General features: G+C 29.8%; 20 protein-coding genes. 10 read left to right on the top strand and 10 right to left on the bottom strand.

The features are described from left to right. Positions 1 to 211 precede the first annotated feature (211 nt). The 4 genes from N5A56_RS03790 to N5A56_RS03775 all read left to right on the top strand — a co-directional run bounded on the left by N5A56_RS03790 (position 212) and on the right by N5A56_RS03775 (position 5,512). A complete protein-coding gene (locus N5A56_RS03790) occupies positions 212 to 883 on the top strand; it encodes a hypothetical protein (protein WP_265726311.1) in 672 nt (223 codons plus the stop codon). Positions 884 to 953: 70 nt separating this feature from the next. Beyond that, positions 954 to 2,288 carry a dGTP triphosphohydrolase gene (dgt, locus tag N5A56_RS03785; RefSeq protein ID WP_265726312.1) on the top strand — a complete coding sequence of 445 codons (1,335 nt, stop codon included), beginning with the start codon at positions 954 to 956 and terminating at the stop codon, positions 2,286 to 2,288. Positions 2,289 to 2,343: 55 nt separating this feature from the next. After that, complete coding sequence (locus N5A56_RS03780) at positions 2,344 to 2,625, top strand: hypothetical protein (RefSeq protein ID WP_265726313.1); 282 nt, start codon at positions 2,344 to 2,346, stop codon at positions 2,623 to 2,625. A 94-nt stretch (positions 2,626 to 2,719) separates the two neighbouring features. Further along, positions 2,720 to 5,512: a PA domain-containing protein gene (locus N5A56_RS03775; RefSeq protein WP_274270190.1), complete on the top strand. Its 2,793-nt coding sequence runs from the start codon at positions 2,720 to 2,722 to the stop codon at positions 5,510 to 5,512. A gap of 43 nt (positions 5,513 to 5,555) precedes the next feature. On the opposite strand, the gene dxs is transcribed toward N5A56_RS03775, so the two are convergent. Next, on the bottom strand, positions 5,556 to 7,322 hold the full coding sequence (gene dxs, locus N5A56_RS03770) for a 1-deoxy-D-xylulose-5-phosphate synthase (RefSeq protein WP_265726316.1): 1,767 nt from the start codon (positions 7,320 to 7,322) through the stop codon (positions 5,556 to 5,558). 56 nt (positions 7,323 to 7,378) lie between these two features. Between dxs and N5A56_RS03765 the strand changes: the two genes are divergently transcribed. Then, complete coding sequence (locus N5A56_RS03765; protein ID WP_265726317.1) at positions 7,379 to 7,828, top strand: nucleoside deaminase; 450 nt, start codon at positions 7,379 to 7,381, stop codon at positions 7,826 to 7,828. 96 nt (positions 7,829 to 7,924) lie between these two features. Next, a complete protein-coding gene (locus N5A56_RS03760; protein ID WP_265726318.1) occupies positions 7,925 to 10,444 on the top strand; it encodes a S9 family peptidase in 2,520 nt (839 codons plus the stop codon). 213 nt (positions 10,445 to 10,657) lie between these two features. Here the strand turns inward: N5A56_RS03760 and N5A56_RS03755 are convergent, their stop codons facing one another. The 9 genes from N5A56_RS03755 to N5A56_RS03715 form a co-directional block, all read right to left on the bottom strand. After that, positions 10,658 to 10,864, bottom strand: coding sequence for a helix-turn-helix domain-containing protein (locus tag N5A56_RS03755; RefSeq protein ID WP_265726319.1), 207 nt, complete (start codon positions 10,862 to 10,864; stop codon positions 10,658 to 10,660). A 1-nt stretch (position 10,865) separates the two neighbouring features. Further along, positions 10,866 to 11,369 carry a DUF2975 domain-containing protein gene (locus N5A56_RS03750; protein ID WP_265726320.1) on the bottom strand — a complete coding sequence of 168 codons (504 nt, stop codon included), beginning with the start codon at positions 11,367 to 11,369 and terminating at the stop codon, positions 10,866 to 10,868. Positions 11,370 to 11,372: 3 nt separating this feature from the next. Next, positions 11,373 to 11,888, bottom strand: a complete 516-nt coding sequence (locus N5A56_RS03745) for a DUF2975 domain-containing protein (protein ID WP_265726321.1) — start codon at positions 11,886 to 11,888, stop codon at positions 11,373 to 11,375. A gap of 3 nt (positions 11,889 to 11,891) precedes the next feature. Beyond that, a complete protein-coding gene (locus N5A56_RS03740) occupies positions 11,892 to 12,134 on the bottom strand; it encodes a hypothetical protein (RefSeq protein WP_265726322.1) in 243 nt (80 codons plus the stop codon). Continuing rightward, on the bottom strand, positions 12,135 to 13,358 hold the full coding sequence (locus N5A56_RS03735; protein ID WP_265726323.1) for a hypothetical protein: 1,224 nt from the start codon (positions 13,356 to 13,358) through the stop codon (positions 12,135 to 12,137). A gap of 73 nt (positions 13,359 to 13,431) precedes the next feature. After that, complete coding sequence (locus N5A56_RS03730) at positions 13,432 to 13,866, bottom strand: LexA family protein (protein ID WP_265726324.1); 435 nt, start codon at positions 13,864 to 13,866, stop codon at positions 13,432 to 13,434. Positions 13,867 to 13,878: 12 nt separating this feature from the next. Beyond that, positions 13,879 to 14,496, bottom strand: coding sequence for a dethiobiotin synthase (bioD, locus tag N5A56_RS03725; protein WP_265726325.1), 618 nt, complete (start codon positions 14,494 to 14,496; stop codon positions 13,879 to 13,881). 2 nt (positions 14,497 to 14,498) lie between these two features. Then, positions 14,499 to 14,993 carry a YdcF family protein gene (locus tag N5A56_RS03720; RefSeq protein ID WP_265726326.1) on the bottom strand — a complete coding sequence of 165 codons (495 nt, stop codon included), beginning with the start codon at positions 14,991 to 14,993 and terminating at the stop codon, positions 14,499 to 14,501. A 194-nt stretch (positions 14,994 to 15,187) separates the two neighbouring features. Further along, on the bottom strand, positions 15,188 to 16,180 hold the full coding sequence (locus N5A56_RS03715) for an aminotransferase class I/II-fold pyridoxal phosphate-dependent enzyme (RefSeq protein ID WP_420793185.1): 993 nt from the start codon (positions 16,178 to 16,180) through the stop codon (positions 15,188 to 15,190). Between the two features lie 34 nt (positions 16,181 to 16,214). Between N5A56_RS03715 and N5A56_RS03710 the strand changes: the two genes are divergently transcribed. From N5A56_RS03710 to bioB, 4 genes are all read left to right on the top strand, one after another. Continuing rightward, positions 16,215 to 17,510: a Y-family DNA polymerase gene (locus N5A56_RS03710; protein ID WP_274270189.1), complete on the top strand. Its 1,296-nt coding sequence runs from the start codon at positions 16,215 to 16,217 to the stop codon at positions 17,508 to 17,510. Between the two features lie 42 nt (positions 17,511 to 17,552). After that, complete coding sequence (bioA, locus tag N5A56_RS03705) at positions 17,553 to 18,818, top strand: adenosylmethionine--8-amino-7-oxononanoate transaminase (RefSeq protein ID WP_265726327.1); 1,266 nt, start codon at positions 17,553 to 17,555, stop codon at positions 18,816 to 18,818. Between the two features lie 157 nt (positions 18,819 to 18,975). Next, positions 18,976 to 20,136 carry a beta-ketoacyl synthase N-terminal-like domain-containing protein gene (locus N5A56_RS03700; protein ID WP_265726328.1) on the top strand — a complete coding sequence of 387 codons (1,161 nt, stop codon included), beginning with the start codon at positions 18,976 to 18,978 and terminating at the stop codon, positions 20,134 to 20,136. A gap of 48 nt (positions 20,137 to 20,184) precedes the next feature. Then, positions 20,185 to 21,282, top strand: a complete 1,098-nt coding sequence (gene bioB / locus N5A56_RS03695) for a biotin synthase BioB (protein ID WP_265726329.1) — start codon at positions 20,185 to 20,187, stop codon at positions 21,280 to 21,282. The last annotated feature ends 532 nt before the right edge of the window (positions 21,283 to 21,814 follow it).

Below are 21,814 nucleotides of genomic sequence, written 5' to 3'. Positions count from 1 at the left end.
CAGGGCTAAAATTTAGTTAATAAAAAAGAATTTTGAGACTACTCAATCTCCCTTTTTGTTTTTCAAACTTACAAATTAGGATTCTTTTTGCCAAGTTATTTTTCTAAATTTTATAAAAAGTCAAAATATGGATTATGCCCTTGTTTTAGACTTGATAGCAGACTTATTAACAATAATAATTAATAATTAACAATTTAAAATTCAGAATATAATGGAATATTTTATATCAATAAATCAATTTGTAGATTTCTCAAAAGGAACAGACTCAAAAAAGAAACGAATAATTAGGCAGCAAAAAGAACCTAATAAGTTCATGATATCTTTATATCAAACCCCAAGAGCAAGTATTAAAAAATCACTTTCTAATAATGGGGATAAAAATCCTATTATTGAAGGTCTTCAGAGGCTTAAAGATAAAGTACCAATTAAGCCAAGACAAGTTTTAAATAAAACTATTTCAATTGAAGCTATTCAAAGGTATATGAAAATAAAAATACCCAAAATATTAAAAAGTCATAAACTTGATATTATTAAAAAACCGGAAATAAAATCAATATTCATAGAAGGTGTTGAAATTTTGGTTTCGCCAGATGTTATTTTTACTATGGTTTATGATAATGAAAAATATATTGGAGGTATAAAAATTCATATCTCTAAAAGAAATGTATTTGAATTAGAAGATTCCAAAAAGGTTTCTTTTTTAATAGAAAAATATTTAAAAGTTATTGAGGATAAATATCAAGCAAAAGTTTTACCAGAATTATGTTTTTCTTTAGATGTTTTTGATGGCAGAATGATCGATGCTCCAAAAAATAAGTTATTCTATATAGAAAAAATTAAGGAAACTGCGAGGGAAATTAAATCCTTTTGGAAAATAGCATAATTATTTAAGGTAAAAGAGAGGTAGAAATACTTCTCTTTTTTCGTATTTTCGAAAAAATAAAAAATAAGTAATGAACTGGGAACAACTCCTTTCTTTAAAACGTTTTGGCGACACAGAAAAACGCCCAAGAATAGCACAAGATGAAACTCGATTAGGCTTTGATGTAGATTTTGATAGAATTATATTTTCATCAGCATTTAGAAGTTTACAAGATAAAACTCAAGTAATCCCGTTGTCCGATACCGATTTTGTACACACGCGCTTAACCCATAGTTTAGAAGTTTCTGTTGTAGGTAGAACTTTAGGTAGAAGAGTAGGGAAAGTTTTATTAGAACGTCATCCTAATTTAGTAAATTTAGGATATACTTTTAACGATTTTGGGGCAATTGTTGCAGCTGCATCTGTTACACACGATATTGGGAATCCGCCTTTTGGTCATTCTGGAGAAAAAGCAATTGGAGAGTATTTTAAAACAGGAAATGGAGCTAAGTATAAAGAGCAATTATCAGCAAAAGAATACCAAGATTTAATTGATTTTGAAGGAAATGCTAATGGTTTTAAAATCCTTACAGAATCTAGAGAAGGAATTTCTGGAGGTTTGCGCTTAAGTTATGCAACATTAGGTGCTTTTTTAAAATATCCGAAAGAAAGTTTGCCTAAAAAACCAACCGATCATATTGTAGATAAAAAATATGGCTTCTTTCAATCTGAAAAAACTGAATTTTTAGATGTAGCAGAAGAATTAGGTTTAAAAGCTAAGTCTAAAGAAGAAAATTCTTTTTATAGACACCCATTAGCCTATTTAGTAGAAGCTGCAGATGATATTTGTTATACGATTATTGATTTTGAAGATGGAATTAACCTTGGACTAATAGATGAAGATTATGCTTTAGAGTATATGTCTAAATTAATAACAGGTATTAATAGGGATAAATACTACGCATTAAAACATACTAAAGACAGAACAGCTTATTTACGTGCAATTGCAATTAGTGCTTTAATTGAAGAGGCAATTGAAATATTTTTAAATAATGAAAAATCTATTTTAAATGGAAGTTTTGATAAATCTTTATTAGATAAATGTAAGTATGAAGCACAAATTAACGACATAATAAAAATAAGTGTAGCTAAAATCTATAAAAGTAAAGAGGTTGTAGAAAAAGAAGTTGCTGGTTATAGAATAATAGCAGACTTATTGCATGTTTTCGTTTCTGCCCTAAATAATAAGTTTGATGGTAGCCAATCTAATTACGATAAACTGGTGCTAAATTTATTGCCCTTAGAGTATCAAAATGAGACAAGTATATTGTACCATAGAATTATGAGCGTTTGTACTTATGTTTCTACAATGTCAGATAGTTACGCTATTAGAACACATAAAAAATTAACTGGAAATATTATATAAAGCTATAAAAATTAGCTAAATTTGGAATCTCATTAATAATTAATTCAAACAAACCATGACAAAAAAATTACTTTATACCGCAGTATTGCTTGTTGGTATTGGACTTATCTTTAAGTTTTCCACTAATAATAGTGAAAATGAAAGCTTAAAACAGCAACATGCAGAATTCTTTAATAACCATCCTTATCAAAAAACGATGAGTTTGGCTAAGAAAGTGAGAAAATCTATGGGGTTGCCTCCAAATGCTTTTATAGAACAAGAATTTCTTCATGAAATGAGCCCTTTAACAGGTAAAACATATCCAGAAAACATTTTTAAAATTCAAAAAAATATCTGATGATAGAACTGCAAAAAGAGTTCCTGGAGATGGTAGTGATAATCCTTGGATAGAAAGAGGACCAAATAATGTTGCTGGTAGAGTAAGAGCAGTTATGTTTGATCCTAATGACACAACTAACGAAACTGTTTTTGCAGGAAGTGTTAGTGGTGGATTATGGAGAAATGATAAAATTTCTGATCCAAACTCAACTTGGGTACAAGTAGATATTCCAGATAACTTATCAATTTCAAGCTTAACTTACGATCCTAATAATATGGATGTTTTTTATGCTGGAACTGGAGAATCTTATGTTGGTCATACAACTGGTTCTGCTAATGGAGACGGGTTATGGAAATCTTCGGATAGAGGAGCAACTTGGACAAATATTTTTGGAGGTGTAACAGGAAAAAGTTTTTTCCAATCTTCAGACAACATCACAGTACTTTCACCAGATAATATTAAGGGAAATTACATTTCTTTTCCAACCACAGCTTTTGGTACTTTAATTACAACAGCTATTGTTAATAAAATAGTACTTGCAAATGATGGTACGGGAACACCAACTGGCGGGTGTAATGCTTTAACAAACGCTTCAGATATCAATGGTAAAATAGCTTTAATTCGTAGAGGAGGTTGTGATTTTGATGTAAAAGTTAAAAATGCAGAAAATGCAGGAGCAATTGCTGTTATAGTTATGAATAATATTGCAGGAGATCCTGTACCAATGGGAGGTGATGATACTACAATTGCTATACCGTCTATTATGATTTCTCAGGCAGATGGAGATATGTTAGAAACAGCTTTAGCTTCTGGAGATGTTGAAGTTTCTTTAAACCCTTCTTCAGGAACATTTACAGCAGTAGTAGTTCCTGGGCCACAACACATAAATGATGTAGTAGTTAGAAAAAACAATGAAGTTTCTGAAATTTATGTAGGTGTTTCTGATGCTGTTTATGGTGTTGCAAATGCTACAACTGTACAGGGATCTTTAACTTATGGATTATATAAATCTGTAGATGGTGGAGCTTCTTGGACGAAGTTATCATTGCCAGAAACAACTGATGGAAACCCTACATGTCCTAACGATTTAGAGATTGGAGCAGACAATAAAATTTGGCTTTCTAGTACAAATAGTAAAATTTATAACGATGGTGGTGGTAGAGTATTTTCTTCTACTGATGGTGTTACTTTTAACGAAACCTATGCGGTTCCTAATGGAAATAGAACAGAGATAGCTTTGTCTGCAACAAACGCTGATAAAATATATTTATTAGCTCAATTAACAGCAGGTGGTAGTGTTGCAATTTTAAAGACTGAAGATGCTTTTTCTACAGACCCTACTGCTACAGCATTACCTAATGATGCAGATAGCGGAATAACTGCTGCAGATTTTACTAGAGTTCAAGCTTTTTATGATCTACTTATTGCTGTAAATCCTACTGATGATGATAATGTGTATGTAGGTGGTATAGATTTATTTAAAACTACAGATGGTGGAGCTAACTGGGATCAATTTTCTCACTGGTATGGAGGATTTAATTTTCAAGAAGTTCATGCAGATCAACACATTGCAGTTTTTGGAAACGGAGAGACTAACAAAATGTTATTTGGTAATGACGGAGGTGTGTATTATACAGATAATGGAGGTACAGTAACTGGTTCTAGAAATAATGGATTAAATATTACTCAATTTTATTCTGTAGGTGTTGGTCCTACTGCTGCTTTTGATGGAAAAGAATATTTTGCAGCAGGAGCACAAGATAATGGAACACAGTCATTCGAAGATTCAAATACTGGTGTAGATAGTTCTATAGAAGCTTATGGTGGAGATGGTGCATATACATTCTTTGATCAAGATGGTACAGATAAATATTTTATTAGAAATTATGTTTATAATGACGGAATTAATTTATACAATTTAGCTACAGGATCTAGTAAAACAATAAATTCTGAATCTAGTTCAAATGGAGATTTTATAAATCAAGAAGAGTTAGATTCTAATTTAAACATTTTATATACAAATTATTCTGGAACTAACGGGCCTAAAATAAAGAGATATTCAAATTTATTATCAGGGTTTATTTTTAAAACAGAATTAACAAATAGTTTAATGACCTCTGCTCCTGCAGCTTTAACTGTATCTCCTTACACTACTACATCAACAACACTTTTAGTTGGTACTAAATTAGGCGATTTGTTAAAGGTTACGAATGCTAATGCAACAGCAACTTGGACAGAAATTTCTGGACCTAGTTTTGTAGGAAGTATTTCTGATATTGAATTTGGAGTTAGTGAAGATGAAATTTTTGTGACAATGCATAATTATAATGTTGTTAGTATATGGTATACAGACGATGCAGGTGCAACTTGGCATAATAAAGAAGGAAATTTCCCAGATATTCCAGTTAAAGCAATTTTACAAAATCCTTTAAATTTAGAAGAAGTTATTATTGGAACTGAATTAGGTGTTTGGAGAACAGCAAACTTTAGTGATTCATCTCCTGTTTGGGTTCAATCTTTTAATGGTATGAAAAATGTAAAAGTTTTAGATTTAGATTTACGTGATGATAACACAGTGTTTGCTGCTACACATGGTAGAGGTATTTTTTCTGGAAAGTTTGATGCTAGAACGGCTTCTGTAGATGCAGTTTTAAATGAAGATAAATCTTTTACTGTTTACCCAACAGTTTCAAATGGTAGCTTTACTATTTTTGCTAAAAGCGATTTAGGAGCATCTAATGTTGTTATTTTTGATATTAATGGAAAGCAAGTTTATAAAACTGTTTTAGATTTTAACGATAAAGAAAAACAAGATGTTTCTGTAAACTTAAATGCTGGAGTTTATATTGTTAATGTAATTGATAGTAATAATAAGAAATCTTCAAATAAGATTGTAATTGAATAAATTACAACTTAGTTTATAAAAAAGGCGCCATCTGGCGCCTTTTTTATGCTTTAGAAAAATATGAAGTTAAGCTTTTTACATCTAAACCTATTTTGCTTTGTAGAATATTAATGTTACCATGCTCTATAAAAGTATCTGGAATTCCTAGTATTTTTATTTTATTTAAATAGTTGTATTCTGACGCAAATTCTAAAATAGACGAACCAAATCCGCCATTTATTGTGCCGTTTTCAACTGTAATTATAGTTTTATGATTTTTAAAAATATCATGCAGTAATTGCTTATCTAGAGGTTTTACAAAACGCATATCGTAATGCGCAATCTCTTTTTTGTTTTCTAATAAATTAATTGCTTCAGAAACATTTTTAGAAATGGTACCAATCGTTAAAATAGCAGTTTCATTTCCTGCTTTAAGTTGAAGACCTTTACCAATTTCTATTGTTTTAAAAGGTTGTTTCCAGTCTGTAATTGTTCCTGTTCCTCTTGGATATCTAATTGCAATCGGATTCTTTAAACCTAATTGTGCTGTGTATAAAATGTTTCGTAATTCAATTTCGTTTCTAGGCGCAAAAATTATTAAGTTAGGTATGCATCTTAAAAAAACGATATCAAAAACTCCATGATGTGTTGCTCCATCTTCTCCAACCAAACCAGCTCTGTCTAAACAGAAAATAACAGGTAAATTTTGTAGCGCAACATCATGTATAACTTGGTCATAAGCGCGTTGTAAAAATGTTGAGTAAATATTACAAAACGGAATTAATCCTTGTGTAGCCATACCAGCAGCTAGCGTAACTGCGTGTTGTTCTGCAATACCAACATCAAAAGTTCTTTTAGGAAACTCTTGCATCATAAATTTTAACGAACTACCTGTTAACATTGCAGGTGTAATACCAACAATTTTATCATTCTTTTTAGCTAGTTCAACAATTGTTTTACCAAAAACGTCTTGGTACTTAGTATATAAACTCGCTTCTTTTTGTATTCTTTCTCCAGAAATTTTATCAAATTTTCCTGGAGCATGATAGGTTACTTGGTCTTCTTCTGCTTGTTGTAAACCTTTTCCCTTTGTTGTAATAACGTGTAAGAACTTAGGCCCTTTTACATTTTTTAATCTGTCTAATTCTAATAAAATTTTAGGTAAATCATGGCCATCTATTGGGCCAGAATAATCAAAATTTAATGCTTTTATAATATTATTTTGTACAGCTAATCTTTTATCGGTTTTAACTTTTGTTAAATACTCTTTTAAAGCACCTACAGAAGGATCAATTCCAATAGCATTATCATTTAAAATAATTAATAAATTAGCTTTAGAAACACCTGCGTGGTTTAGCGCTTCAAAAGCCATTCCGCTGGCAATAGAAGCATCTCCAATAATAGCAATATGATGTTTTTCTGTTGCTCCTTTTAAGTTTGATGCAATTGCCATTCCTAAAGCAGCAGAAATGGAAGTAGAAGAATGTCCAACGCCAAAAGTATCAAATTCGCTTTCTTTTCTTGACGGAAATCCTGCAATGCCACCAAATTGTCTGTTGGTATGAAAATTATCTTTTCTACCTGTTAAAATTTTATGTCCGTAGGCTTGATGACCAACATCCCAAATTAATAAGTCATTTGGAGTGTCAAACAAATAATGCAATGCAATTGTAAGTTCTACAACACCTAAACTTGCACCTAAATGGCCTTCTTTGGTTGCTACAATATCAATAATAAATGCTCTCAACTCTTTTGCGACTTGAGGTAATTGTACTGGATTTAATTTTCTTAAATCAGATGGATTTGATATGTTGTCTAACAAATTTTTCATTCGAAGGCAAAAATACAACATCAAATTTTGTAATATTGATTTTTATATTCAAAAACATGATACAACCTTTTGATGATACTTATTTTATGAAAAAAGCTTTTCAAGAAGCAGAAAATGCTTTTTCTAAAGGAGAAGTTCCTGTTGGGGCTATTGTTGTTTTTAAAGATCAAATAATTGCAAGAGCACATAACTTAACAGAAACATTAAATGACGTAACTGCACATGCAGAAATGCAAGCATTTACTTCTGCTGCAGATTTTTTAGGAGGTAAATATTTAAAAGAATGTATATTGTATGTTACTTTAGAGCCTTGTCAAATGTGTGCTGGCGCTAGTTATTGGGCGCAAATAGGTAAAATTGTATATGGTGCTTCTGAGCCAGAAAGAGGTTTTGTAAATTTAAACACTACGTTACATCCTAAAACTAAAGTTGTGAGTGGTATTCTAGAAAACGAATGCTCTCAACTCTTAAAACGTTTTTTTGTAGAAAAGCGTAATTTAAATTAAGGGTAAAACTGTTAAATATTTTATAAAAAAATCTTAAAAACTTGTGAGGTAGTTTGTTTTAGAGAACTTTACGTGAACTAATCAAATTCTTACTCGATGAAAAAAATAGTACTTCTTTTCTTGTCTTTATTTACTGTTTTAGTAATTTCTGCACAAGATACACCTAAGCCTAATTATAGAGCTGCGGCTAAATATTCGCCTAAAAACTTAGCCAAAATGGTGCACTCTACAAGTGTAAGTCCGCATTGGCTAAAAAAAGGAAATCGTTTTTGGTATTCTTATAAAACTTCTGAAGGCTCTAATTATTATATAGTTGATGCTGATAAGAAATCTAAAAAATTACTTTTCGATAACGTAAAAATGGCAAAATGGTTAACAGAAATTACAAAGGATCCTTATGATGCTAAACATTTACCACGTTTACGCTTTAAGTTTAATAAAGCTGAAAATGCAATTCGTTTTAGAGTAACTTCTACCGAAGAAGTTGAGGTTGTTGATGAAAAAAAGGAGGATAAAAAAGATGTAAAAAAAGATTCAACATCAACAAAAAAGGCAAAAAAGTCAAAAAAGAAAAAGCCTAAAATGGAAAAGAAGGTTTATCATTTAGAATATAGACTAGGTGGAAACGGTTTAACCATTATCGACACAAAAAAGAAAGAAAAAGAACCTTGGAAAAAATGGGCAAATATTGCACCAGATAGTTCTATCGTTTTATATGGTAAAAACCATAATATTTATTGGATGGATAAAGTAAACTTTAAAAAGTTTATTAAAGATGAAAAAGACAGTACAGTTGTAGAAAACCAATGGACCAAAGACGGTGAGGAAAATTACGGTTATACTTGGGGTGGAAGAGAAGATAATGTTGATAAAGAAAAAAATAAAGACAAACGAAAAGGTGTTTGGGGTACTTGGTCTCACGATTCTAAAAAGTTTGTTTTTCAAAAATCGGATTCTAGACACATTAAAGATTTATGGGTAATTAACTCAACTGGTAAAAAAAGACCAACCTTAGAGTCGTATAAATACCACATGCCAGGAGAACAAGAATATTACAAATCAGAATTACTAATTTTTGACATTCCTACAAAATCACATGTAAAAGTTCCTTTAGATACGGTTCGTCAGCAAAGTATTTCGGTATTTAGAGCTCCTAGAAAACAATCGAGTAGAGATGATGATTTTAGACCTTCTTTATTGTTGTCAAAAAAAGGAAAAATCTATTTTAGTGTAATTTCTAGAGATCGTAAAAAATATGATATTAATGTTGCAGACATTAATACTGGAGAATATAAAACCTTAATAGAAGAACGTTTTAATACCTACATAGAATCTCGCCCATTAATTTTATTGAATAATGAAAAAGAAATGTTGCATTGGGCAGAACGTGATGGTTGGGCGCATTTTTATTTATATGATACAGAAGGTAATTTAAAAAACCAGGTTACGGAAGGAAATTATCATGTTGCTAATTTTGAAGGATTAGACGAGAAAACTAGAACTCTTTATTTTACTGCAAATGGGGTTCATAAAAAACAAGATCCTTATTACGCACATTCTTATAGAATTAATTTAAATGGCACAGGATTAAAAACTTTAAATCCTGGTGATTTTACAGCAAGAACAAGTATGGCAGATTCTAATAAATACTTTGTAAGTAATTATTCTAGAGTAAATACGGTGCCAAAATCTGAATTGAGAGATGTAAACGGACGTAAAGTTATGGATCTAGAAACGGCAGATTTATCGCAATTAATGGCTTCTGGATATAAATTTCCAGAACCTTTTAAGGTAAAAGCAGATGATGGAATTACAGATATTTACGGTGTTATGTATAAGCCTTTTGATATGGATACTACAAAAGTATATCCATTGTTAGAGTATGTATATCCAGGTCCGCAAACAGAAGCTGTAAACAAGTCTTTTTCTTATAGAATGGATCGTTTAGATAGAATGGCTCAAGTAGGTTTTGTGGTAATTACATTAGGAAACCGTGGTGGTCATCCAGATCGTTCTAAATGGTATCATAATTATGGATATGGAAATTTACGTGATTATGGTTTAGCAGATAAAAAATATGTAGCACAACAATTAGCAAACAAACACAAATTTATTGATATCGAAAAAGTTGGAATTTACGGTCATTCTGGTGGTGGATTTATGTCTACAGCAGCAATGTTAGTATATCCAGATTTCTTTAAGGCTGCAGTTTCATCTGCAGGAAATCATGATAATAATGTGTATAATTCTTGGTGGAGTGAAACGCATCATGGTGTAAAAGAAGAAATTGATGCCAAAGGGAAAATCTCGCACAAGTATAAAATTGATGATAATCAATCTTTAGCAAAAAATCTAAAAGGACATTTAATGTTAATTCATGGAGATATGGACAATAATGTGAATCCTGCAGGAACAATTAGAATGGCAAACGAGTTAATTAAAGCCAATAAACGTTTTAAATTTATGATTATGCCTGGGCAAAGACATGGTTTTGGAAGCATGACAGAATATTCTTTTTGGCTAAGAGCAGATCATTTTAGTAAATATTTATTAGGTGAAGAAGCAACAAATGTTGATTTGATGTTTATGAATTTAGATAAGCCAATGAATAGATAATATTTGTCAGTTCGAGCGCAGTCGATAACTTATTTTATAAAGAAACTCCGAATGAAAATTTGGAGTTTTTTTATGGATAATTTAAAAAGTTGATGATACAATTTTTCTTCCTTGGTAAGAAAAACCACTCGAACTGATAATTAAATTTCTTTAAAGTTTTAGTCTGTCACATCGAGTGATTTTGCTTTCTCGTAAAATTGTATCGAGATGCTTTTAATCTTGCTGATATTCTAAAATATCCGAAGGTTGGCAATTTAAAGCCTTACAAATTGCTTCTAATGTAGAAAAACGTATTGCTTTTGCTTTACCCGATTTTAAAATAGATAAGTTTGCTGTTGTAATACCAATAATTTCTGCCAATTCTTTACTACGCATTTTACGTTTGGCAAGTATTACGTCTAAATTTACGATGATTGCCATATTATATTGTTAAATCGTTTTCTTGTTTCTGATGTTTTGCAATTTTAAAGACTTCACTTAAAACTAGAAAGAACAAGCCTAAACAAATAATTACTAAATGTTGATTCAACCCAAATTCTAAAGCTATTTTTTGCTCAAAATAAGCTTTACTAACCATAGAAATTGTGAGAGAAATAATTCCGGATACAGATAGTAAGTTTCCAATTTTCTTAAAGTATAAAATAACGGTTTCTTCAAAGATTTTTACTCTTATAAAGAAGTTTAATACTTTTCTAAAAAAATACAAAGCTGCAATTATTAATAAATAATTTAGACCAGAAATAATCAATAATATTTTTGATAACAAAGTGTTATTGTTAAAATTCACTGAATTTATTTTGACGTTTAAATCGCCTAAATCAGCAAAGAAAATTGCAATTGAAAATCCTACAATTAGTAATATTATTGGCATAGAGAAAAACCAAAGTAAATCTACAATTGCTTTTAAAATATTAATTTTTCGCATAATTTATATTGTTAAATCGTTTTCAGATTGAATTTCAATTCCACGTTTTACAATCTGAGCAAAAATAAAAATGATAAGTGATAGAAAAACAAAATCACTAGAAAATAAACTCATTTCAAAATTGTGTTTTTTACCAATAATTTGAATGTGTGTATTGTGTACAATTGCTATTATCCACAAGTAGAAAATTGCATAACTTATCTTTTTCATTAATGTATGTACATCTATGCTAAAAGGTTGTTTTAAGTTTAGTTTTTTTAATAATTGAATTATTAAATATGCAATGTAAGCTTCAACAGCAAATAAGATTATTTTATAAAAAACAATGATAGTATAGTTTAAAAAGCTATAATTTAAATACTCGTAAAGGTTTAATCCTTCATACATGTTTTTTGCAGCATCAACATTACTTATGCTTAATAAATAAGTAACTAAAATAGTACCACTTTTTATCATTAATCCTATAAACGCAAACCATGAAAAGAATTTCATAATTTTTAATATTCTTTCTGTATTCATTTTTTATTTATTTAAAAACCAATGTACATGGCCACAATTATTACAAATAAAATTTTTTGCCTTTTTATTCAACCAATCTAATTTAAAGAAAGTCATTTTTTTTGTATTCATTAAAGTTTCCCTTTCCCAAAAAGTATCGTTTTTACAAACCAAACAATTTAGTTTGTTGCCTTTAATAGTTCTTTGTTTCGAAACTGGAGTATTAGCCATAATTTTATCGATTTTAATAATTATATGTAGTTTCATTTACCCAATGAAACTTTCTGTTAAGAAGCCTAAAATTAGTTTTAGGAATTTTTTTAGTTCTATTTTTAGCTCTTTTCCGTTTAAAAATCCTTCTAGTTTTAGTTCATTTTTATTGGCTATTGAATATTTAAATTTTTGAGAAACAGAATCTTCTAAACCTTTAAAAACGATTTCTTCTGTATCAATATTTTCTTGAAATGAATAACGATTTATTGTATCATTCATTAATTTAATAACAGCTTTCTCTTTATAATCAATTATAAAATATTTCCATCTTTTAGAGTCTGTAGTTAAAGGAGCTAAAGTATCTTGTTCCATTACAAAAAGTTCGGTTTTCCAAATACCTCTTAATTTTGATTTTGATCTAAGTTGATCTGTAGCTTTAAAATGAACAAAGCATTGAATTACTATTATTAGAATAGAAACTATAATGAGAGCTTTCTTTAAAAAGCTAATTATATTTATTACAGATTTGTTTTTTATATAGTTGATGTTCTGTAGCTTTTCTATATTTTCATTTTTGATAAAAAATTGTATAAATCTTTTTCCATCAGACATCAATAATAAAAATGACATTAAAACCAAATGCATTGAAAATAATTTTACAGGTATATCATAAGTAAAGTTCATGAAAACTACATTAATCATAACACTTAAAATTACGAAGCTACCCAAAGAAACTGTTTTACGATTTAGTAAAAGTAGTCCTCCAATAATTTCTAAAGAACCTGTAAAAATATTATAAAACATAGAATGCCCCATAAATGTCCAAGCTAAACCCATAGGAGACATTTCGCCAACATTTTGAATTAATAATTCTAAACTTGGATCTGCAAACTGACCTTTAAACACTTTTGCTAAACCATAAAGAATCATAGCAAAACACAAGAATATTCTTAAAGTAACCTGAAACCAATACTGTAATGAGTTATAAGAAGTTCTTTTTTTATCTAAAAAACTCCAAATTATTGTTGTAAAAATGGTTAAAATAATAGTAAAAGCGAATCTTACATAATCAAAAGTTCTATCTCCACTTCCAGTACTTTCCATTTTAAAGTCAGTTCCCCAATTAAGAATAGAATCTGCAAACCAACGTAAAGGAGCTTCTAAGAAGAATGCTAAAAAAAGTAAAAGAATAAATAAAATAAAGTAGCTAAACGTAAACCTAAAAACTATTTTAAATAGCTTACTCCAGTTTTTTTCTAATGTATTTGTAGTATTCATTTTTATTTATTTGACATTGCAAATATATAAAAATTATCGAAAAACAATAATAAAATATTAAAAAAAGGTAATTTTATACTTTTTTAATAACGTTTGTTACAATACCCCAAATAACAAAATCATTCTCTTCTGTGATGTTTATAATAGGATAATTAGGGTTTTCTGGTTGTAGCCAAACTTCGTTTTTTTCTACTCGTAAACGTTTTACAGTAAATTCTCCATCTAAAAAACAAACTGCAATTTTATTATTTGCAGGCTCAATACTTCTATCGATTACTAACAAATCATTATCGTCTAAACCAGCATCAATCATAGATTGTCCTTTTACTTTTGCAAAAAAAGTAGCATCTTTATTTTGGATTAATTCATCGTCTAAAGAAATTCTAGTTTCTCTAAAATCGTCTGCAGGAGAAGGAAAACCGGCAGAAATTCCGGCATCAACTAAAATAGCGCCATTGCCTAATGAAGCTTTTGGTGTAAAAAAAGTAAGTGTTTTTGAAGATTCCATTATGATTACAAATTACAATTTTTCTTTAAATAAATCTGCATATTCTTTAATCACATTTTTATCAAAATAAGGTTCTTCTTCAATTCTACCAATTATAACTGCATTGGTCATTTTTTTAATAATTTCTTCTGTTGTTTTGTGTTCATCACCAGAAAAAATAATAGAAACATCAAAGCCTTTTTCTTGTAAAAGTTTTACAGTTAAAAGGGTATGATTTATACTGCCTAGGTAATGACGAGAAACTACAATTACTTTGTATGTTGGTTTTATAATATCTAAAATTGTTTTAGAATTATTTAAAGGAACGAGTAAACCACCTGCGCCTTCAATTACCAAATGATTATCAGTTTTTGGCGCTGTAATTTTTTTTATATCGATAGTAAGTCCATCTATTTCTGCTGCTGCATGCGGACTCATAGGCGTTTTTAAAGCATACGAATTTTGATGAAAAACAGATTTTGAGTTTGTAATAAATCGTTCAACTTTATGCGTGTCAGAATTGTCTAATTCTCCTGCTTGTATAGGTTTCCAGTAATCTGCTTCTAAAGCTTCTGTTACAATTGCTGCTGCAACTGTTTTACCAACTTCTGTAGAAATTCCGGTGATAAAGTATTTTTTTTGATTTTGCATATTTAGTAATATAATCCGTTTTTTATAATTCCTTCAATTGCTTTATGCTCATGATTAATTAATGCAGTATGCTCTTCTTTAGTAAGATTACTTTTTAGTCCAACAAACTTCATTTTATAGTCGCTTAAAATTTCATTAAAAATTAGTTTTACGCGTTCTAAATGATAATCAGAAGTAATTATTCTTAATGATGAAATGTTATCCGTTTTTAATAATATTTCTTTAGATTTTACAGCATCTTCAACTGTATTTTGTGATAAAGCAAAGTCTAAAAAAAATGTATCCGAGATGCCTTTTTTTATCAAATAATTTTTAGTGTAGTATGCATGGGCTTTCTCTGCAATATTAAAATGTGCTCCATTTCCTCCAGTACAAAGAACCATCATATCTTCTTTAAATATTTTTTTACAATAATTTAATCGTTGTTTTGAAATGGTGGTTAATTCTCCTTTTGGTGAATTCGGAGATCCTAAAATAATTAAAACTTCTTTTTTCATTCACTTTTAATTATTCATAATATTATTTATTAACTCCAAAACATCACTAATTTCTTTTTTAGAATTATAGCTATGCAAACAAAAACGCAAACGTTCTTGATTTTCTTTAACAGTTGGCGATAAAATGGCTTTTACATCGAAACCTTTATGTTGTAATTTTTCTGATATAGATTTTACTTTTTCGTTACCAGAAATTAAACAACAATGTATTGCAGAGTCACTTTCAATAAAAAAGAGTTTAAGTGGTTTCTTTTTACTTCAGATTTAAAATATTGAATATTTTCAAATAAACAGATTTTATCATCCTGAGTTTGTTTTATCATCTCAGTATAAGCAACTTTAATAGTTGCTAAAGAATGAGGAGATAGACCAGTTGTATAAATAAAACTTCGAGCAAAATTGATTAAATATTTTTGCAATTCTTTACTTCCTAGAATAGCTGCTCCATGACAACCAAGGGCTTTTCCAAATGTAATTATTCTTGCAAAAACATCGTTTTGGAGGTTTACTTCTTGTACAATTCCAACCCCATTTTTACCAAAAACACCAACTGCATGCGCTTCATCAACAATTAAAAAAGCGTTGTTTTTTTTACAAATTTTTGATATTTTTTCTAAACTTGGAGAATCTCCATCCATAGAAAAAACAGATTCTGTAACAACGTAAACTGTATTTTTAAATTTAGATGTCTCCTCGAGCGCAGTCGACAGATCAGAATAACGTAAAATTTTTTCTTCTAAAGAATCCAAATCATTATGCGAAAACTTAAAAGCTTTAGCATTACTCAATTTTATTCCATCTCTTATAGAAGCGTGAATAAATTCATCATATAAAATGATATCTCCTCTTTGTGGAACAGCAGAAAAAAAACCAATATTTGCATCATAACCAGAGTTAAAAATGGTTGCAGATTCAGTTAGATGAAAATTACTTAAAAAATTCTCTAATTCTCTATATAATTGATGATTTCCAGACAATAATCTGCTGCCTGTAGCTCCATTTTGTTTGCTATTTTTATCAACCAAAAACTGATGTGTTTTGTCAAAAATTACCGATGATTTTGCAAAACCTAAGTAATCATTAGAAGAAAAATCAACCAAATTAGAAGGTGTTTTTAAAGTTCGTAAAGAATTCTTTTCTTCACGCAATTTTAATTTTTTTGTTAACTTCTTTGGTAAATTCATCATTACAAAAATAGCAAAATTATATACCTTTACTGTTATGTTTGCACTGGTAGATTGTAATAATTTTTATGCTTCTTGTGAACGGGTTTTTAATCCGAATTTACAAGGAAAACCTGTTGCTATTTTAAGCAATAATGATGGTTGTGTTATTTCTATGAGCGATGAAGCAAAGAAAATTCAACTGCCTTTTGGAGCACCAATTTTTAAATGGGAACAGTTTTGCAAAGAAAATAATATTACAGTTTTGTCTTCAAATTATCCTTTATATGGAGATATGAGTGCAAGAGTTATGAATATTTTAGCAGATTTTTCTCCAGATGTAGAAGTGTATTCTATTGATGAATCTTTTTTAAAATTAGAAGGTTTTGAAAATTATAATTTAACAGATTATGCTATTAAAATTAGAAGTAGAATTTTAAAATGGACAGGCATACCAACTTGTGTAGGTATTGCACCAACAAAAGCATTGAGTAAAGTTGCAAATAAAATTGCACGTTCTAACTTAAAACAATCTAAAGGAATTTGTATAATTGATTCTGATGAAAACAGAATAAAAGCATTAAAGTGGACAAAAATTGGCAATGTTTGGGGAATTGGAAGTCGTTTAAAAAAACGTTTACAAGCAAAAGGTGTACAAACAGCTTACGATTTTACACAATTATCAAGCGATTGGGTTTTACAAAATTTCTCTATTGTAGAATGGCGTTTGCAAAAAGATTTACAAGGCATTTCTAAAATTCCGTTAGAAGAAGTATCATCAAAAAAAATGATTGCAACAACTAGAAGTTTTGAATATACGTATTCTGATATAGAGAATGTTAAAGAACGAATTTCTACGTTTGCAGCAAGTTGTGCAGAAAAATTACGTGCTCAAAAATCGAGTTGTCACATGTTAATTATACAATTGTCTAGTGATAGACATAAGAAAGATTTACAGCAACATAGAGAGAGTAAAACAGTAGTTTTTTCCTATCCAACAGATTCTACATTAACAATTTCAAGTGCAGCAGTAGAAGCTGTAAAAACAATTTTTAGAGCTGGTGTTAAATATAAAAGAGCAGGAGTTATTGTAACAGGGTTAGTGCCAAATAATAATTTTCAGTTAAATTTATTTACGCGCGAAAATCCAAAGCACAAACCACTAATGTCTGCAATAGATGGATTGAATAAAAAATACAAAGCAGATAAAATTAAGTTAGGAAATCAAGATTTAAAACGTACTTGGAAAATGCGTCAAGAAAGATTATCACCTAAATTCACAACCAATATTAATGAAATTTTAGTTGTGAAATGTCACCCTGAACTTGTTTCAGGGTCGTATAAGAATAAATAATGAGATTCTGAAACAAGTTCAGAATTACATAAGAAAATAATAATGACATTAAAAGAAAGAGATAAAAATCACCTTTGGCATCCATTAAAACAACACCAAACACATCCAGAAAGTTTGGCAATTGTAAAAGCAAAAGGATGTATGTTAACAGATGAAAATGGTAACGAATATATAGATGCAATTTCATCTTGGTATACCTGTATGTTTGGGCATTGTAACGATTTTATAATCGATAAAGTTCACAAACAAATGCAAACATTAGATCAAATAATGTTTAGCGATTTTACGCATGAACCTGCTGTAAAATTATCAGAAGAATTAATTAAGATATTACCTAAAGGACAAAATAGAATTTTCTTTAATGATAATGGATCTACTGCAGTAGAAGCAGGAATTAAAATGGCATTGCAATACTATTTTAATTTAGATCAAAAACGTAGCACTTTTATTGCTTTCGAAAACGGTTTTCATGGAGATACTTTTGGTGCAATGTCAGTTTCAGGATTATCCGTTTACAATGGTCCTTTTGAAAATTTTTTAATGGATGTAAAAAGAATTCCAACTCCAAATGGAGAAAATCACGAAGAAATTTTAGAGCAATTAGCACAAATAATTGCAGAAAATAATATTGCAGGTTTTGTCTATGAACCAATAATTCAAGGAGCTGCAGGAATGAAAATTCACAACGCAAAAGGTTTAAATGAAATTTTAAAATTTTGTAAAGCGAATAATATTCTAACAATTGCAGATGAGGTTATGACAGGTTTTGGAAAAACAGGTAGCAATTTTGCTTCCGATTTTATCGAAACAAAACCAGATATTATTTGTTTAAGCAAAGCCTTAACTGCAGGTTTAGTGCCAATGGCAATTACCTCTTGTACAGAAAAAATTTACAAAGCTTTTTTAAGTAATGAAATGTCAAAAGGCTTTTTCCATTGTCACACCTATTCTGCAAATCCTATTGCTTGTGCTGCTGCAAATGCAGCAATAGAATTGTTGCAAACAGACGAAATTCAACAAAATATTAAAACAATTTCAGCTTCACATAAACAATTTTTAGAGCATATTGTTAAACATCCAAAAGTAAAAAAAGCACGTTCTCAAGGTGTAATTTTTGCCTTAGATTTAGATACAAACTCAGAAAGATATGGAGGTTTAAGAGATAAACTTTTAAAGTTTTTTATGGATAGAGGTGTTTTTTTACGTCCTTTAGGCAACACAATTTACATTCAAGTTCCTTTTATTGTTTCCAAAAAAGAGTTGGAAAAAGTGTACAAAACTATTGAAGAGAGTTTAGAGATTGTTTAGGGCGTTCCCTTTTTTTAATCTAAAAGTTTTGAAATAAAAATTTTTAGATTAAAAAAAGTCAGGCTTTCAGCAGTCGCTATTTTTGTTGAAAAACAACAAAAATGAGCTCCAACAATGCTTCAATCCTTAACGCGAAAACCTATCTTTGTGGCAAATTATGAATCAACCAATTTCTATAACATCATTTGCATCCATTTCTGCATTAGGAAATAATTCTGAAGAAATTTGGAGCAACTATTTATTAAACAATCATTTTCTGTCAGAAAAAGAAGTGAATGGTAAATCTGTTTTTGTAGGGCAGCTTTCAGCAGAAAATCAGCAAATAATAAATGAGTTAAGAAAGTTAGATTTAAAATACAGAAATCTAGATGATTCAGTTTTATTTGCCATTTATGTTTCTAGAGAAGCCGTAAAAAATGCAAAATGGAAATCAGAAGGTAATTTCGGTGTAAATTTTGGTTCTTCTAGAGGAGCGACCACTTTGTTTGAAAAATATCACAAAGAGTTTTTAGAAACGCAAAGGTCATCAACATTAAGTTCGCCAACCACAACTTTAGGAAATATTTCTTCTTGGGTTGCACACGATCTACAAACATCTGGACCAGAAGTATCACATTCAATAACCTGTTCTACAGCTTTACATTCTTTATTAAATGGAGTTGCTTGGATAAACTCTGGAATGTCAGAAAAGTTTTTAGTTGGTGGAAGTGAAGCTGCATTAACCAATTTTACAATTGCTCAAATGCAAGCATTAAAAGTGTACGCAAAAAACAAAGATGAGTTTCCTTGTAAATCTTTCGATTTAGAAAAGAAACAAAACACCATGGTTTTGGGTGAAGGTGCAGCAGCAATCTGTTTAGAAAAAGGAGTTGTAGAAAATGCAATAGCTACAATTTCTGGTATTGGTTTTGCAACAGAGGTTTTAAAACATAATACTTCTATATCGACTGAAGCAATTTGCTTTCAGAAATCTATGAAAAAGGCTTTAGGTGAAACTAATCCAGATGAAATTGATGCAATTATAATGCATGTACCAGGAACTATAAAAGGAGACCAATCAGAAATAAATGCTATAAAAAAAGTTTTTGTTAGTAATCAACCATTTTTAACAACTAATAAATGGAAAATAGGTCATACTTTCGGAGCATCTGGTATGTTAAATTTAGAGTTAGGATTGCTTATGTTACAGCATCAACAAGTGATTGAAGTGCCTTTTGCAGAGAAACAAACTCATCCTAAGAAAATAAAAAATATTTTAATTAATGCTGTAGGTTTTGGAGGGAATGCTGTTTCAGTATTATTAACTAAAAATTTGTAAATTACAATTCATTATTCCTATTTTTGAACTATTAAATAATCGATATTTATGAGTGAAGTAAGACACAATTGGACGAAAGAAGAAATATTAGAAATATACAATAAACCAATGATGGAATTGCTGTATGATGCAGCAACAATTCATAGAAAACAGCATGATCCTAATGTTGTACAAGTTTCAACTTTATTGTCTATAAAAACTGGAGGTTGTTCTGAAGATTGTGGATATTGTCCGCAAGCTGCAAGATATCACACAGGTGTAGAAGGAAACGATTTAATGTCTGTTAATCAGGTAAAAGCACAAGCATTAAGAGCTAAAGAAAGTGGTAGTTCTAGAGTTTGTATGGGTGCAGCTTGGAGAAATGTAAAAGACGGACCAGAATTTGACCAAGTTTTAGAAATGGTTAGAGGAATTAACAAATTAGATATGGAGGTTTGTTGTACTTTGGGTATGGTTACAGAAAATCAAGCTCAGAGATTGGCAGAAGCTGGTTTATATGCATACAATCATAATTTAGATTCGTCTGAAGAATATTATAAAGAAGTAATTTCTACAAGAGGCTATCAAGATCGTTTAGATACAATTGATAATGTACGTAAAACAAACGTAACTGTTTGTTCTGGTGGTATTATTGGAATGGGAGAATCTGCAGAAGATAGAGCAGGAATGTTAGTGGCTTTGTCAACTTTAAACCCACAACCAGAATCTACACCAATAAATGCGTTAGTTGCTGTAGAAGGTACACCTCTTGAAGATGAAAAACCTGTTGAAATTTGGGATATGATTAGAATGGTTGCTACAACTAGAATTGTATTGCCAGAAACTCAAGTACGTTTATCTGCCGGTAGAACTCAAATGAGTAGAGAAGGGCAAGCAATGTGTTTCTTTGCAGGTGCAAACTCTATATTTGCTGGAGATAAATTATTAACAACTCCAAACCCAGATGTAAATGAAGATATGAAAATGTTTAAGTTGTTAGGGTTAAATCCTCAAAAACCATTTACTAAAAAAGTACAACCACAAACTGTGGAGGCACAAGATTCTCAATTTGAAGCTTTAGGAGAAAAACCAAAATGGACAAGACCAGAGCATAAAATTGAAAGAAATGAAGTTGCTAAGCAGAAAGGAAAAGCTGTAAAAATTTAAATTTGTTTTAAAAAGATATTAAAAGCATTCTCTAATTAGAGAATGCTTTTTTTTGTTAAAAAGAAGTGTAAGTTATTGTATGTTAATATATTAATTTATTATATTGCAACTCCTCTCCCTTAAGAAGTATTATATAACTAACAAACTACCAAATGAAAGCCTGCCCAAAATGTAAATCTGTTTCTAAGCACAGAATGAGAAGAAAAGCAATTATAAAGTTAATACCTGGAACAAAAACTTATGCTTGTGATAAATGCAATACACAGTATACTTGGTTCTCATTTATAAACAGATCTTTGAGAGTTTAAATAATTTTTTTCCTGTACTAATTTAAGTGTTTTTCCTTTGTGTGAAATTTTAGAGTATTTAGTACTTTGCAAGTAAAAAAAATAAGAATGAAAGCTTGCCCAAAATGTAAATCTGTGTCTAATCACAGAATGAGGAGAAAAGCATTTGTAAAATTAATACCTGGTACTAAAAGTTATGCTTGTGATAAGTGTAATACGGAGTATACGTGGTTTTCTTTTATCAA

This window comes from Polaribacter ponticola (assembly GCF_026191475.2).
Classification (GTDB): Bacteria; Bacteroidota; Bacteroidia; order Flavobacteriales; family Flavobacteriaceae; genus Polaribacter; species Polaribacter ponticola.
Note: the sequence above shows the minus strand (reverse complement) of the source record. Positions and strands in the feature narration are given on the sequence as shown.

Excerpts from the sequence above, each read along its gene's own strand:
- N5A56_RS03790 (WP_265726311.1), top strand. The coding sequence starts at position 212 with ATGGAATATTTTATATCAATAAATCAATTTGTAGATTTCTCAAAAGGA.
- dgt (WP_265726312.1), top strand. The coding sequence starts at position 954 with ATGAACTGGGAACAACTCCTTTCTTTAAAACGTTTTGGCGACACAGAA.
- N5A56_RS03780 (WP_265726313.1), top strand. The coding sequence starts at position 2,344 with ATGACAAAAAAATTACTTTATACCGCAGTATTGCTTGTTGGTATTGGA.
- N5A56_RS03775 (WP_274270190.1), top strand. The coding sequence starts at position 2,720 with ATGTTTGATCCTAATGACACAACTAACGAAACTGTTTTTGCAGGAAGT.
- dxs (WP_265726316.1), bottom strand. The coding sequence starts at position 7,322 with ATGAAAAATTTGTTAGACAACATATCAAATCCATCTGATTTAAGAAAA.
- N5A56_RS03765 (WP_265726317.1), top strand. The coding sequence starts at position 7,379 with ATGATACAACCTTTTGATGATACTTATTTTATGAAAAAAGCTTTTCAA.
- N5A56_RS03760 (WP_265726318.1), top strand. The coding sequence starts at position 7,925 with ATGAAAAAAATAGTACTTCTTTTCTTGTCTTTATTTACTGTTTTAGTA.
- N5A56_RS03755 (WP_265726319.1), bottom strand. The coding sequence starts at position 10,864 with ATGGCAATCATCGTAAATTTAGACGTAATACTTGCCAAACGTAAAATG.
- N5A56_RS03750 (WP_265726320.1), bottom strand. The coding sequence starts at position 11,369 with ATGCGAAAAATTAATATTTTAAAAGCAATTGTAGATTTACTTTGGTTT.
- N5A56_RS03745 (WP_265726321.1), bottom strand. The coding sequence starts at position 11,888 with ATGAATACAGAAAGAATATTAAAAATTATGAAATTCTTTTCATGGTTT.
- N5A56_RS03740 (WP_265726322.1), bottom strand. The coding sequence starts at position 12,134 with ATGAAACTACATATAATTATTAAAATCGATAAAATTATGGCTAATACT.
- N5A56_RS03735 (WP_265726323.1), bottom strand. The coding sequence starts at position 13,358 with ATGAATACTACAAATACATTAGAAAAAAACTGGAGTAAGCTATTTAAA.
- N5A56_RS03730 (WP_265726324.1), bottom strand. The coding sequence starts at position 13,866 with ATGGAATCTTCAAAAACACTTACTTTTTTTACACCAAAAGCTTCATTA.
- bioD (WP_265726325.1), bottom strand. The coding sequence starts at position 14,496 with ATGCAAAATCAAAAAAAATACTTTATCACCGGAATTTCTACAGAAGTT.
- N5A56_RS03720 (WP_265726326.1), bottom strand. The coding sequence starts at position 14,993 with ATGAAAAAAGAAGTTTTAATTATTTTAGGATCTCCGAATTCACCAAAA.
- N5A56_RS03715 (WP_420793185.1), bottom strand. The coding sequence starts at position 16,180 with ATGATGAATTTACCAAAGAAGTTAACAAAAAAATTAAAATTGCGTGAA.
- N5A56_RS03710 (WP_274270189.1), top strand. The coding sequence starts at position 16,215 with ATGTTTGCACTGGTAGATTGTAATAATTTTTATGCTTCTTGTGAACGG.
- bioA (WP_265726327.1), top strand. The coding sequence starts at position 17,553 with ATGACATTAAAAGAAAGAGATAAAAATCACCTTTGGCATCCATTAAAA.
- N5A56_RS03700 (WP_265726328.1), top strand. The coding sequence starts at position 18,976 with ATGAATCAACCAATTTCTATAACATCATTTGCATCCATTTCTGCATTA.
- bioB (WP_265726329.1), top strand. The coding sequence starts at position 20,185 with ATGAGTGAAGTAAGACACAATTGGACGAAAGAAGAAATATTAGAAATA.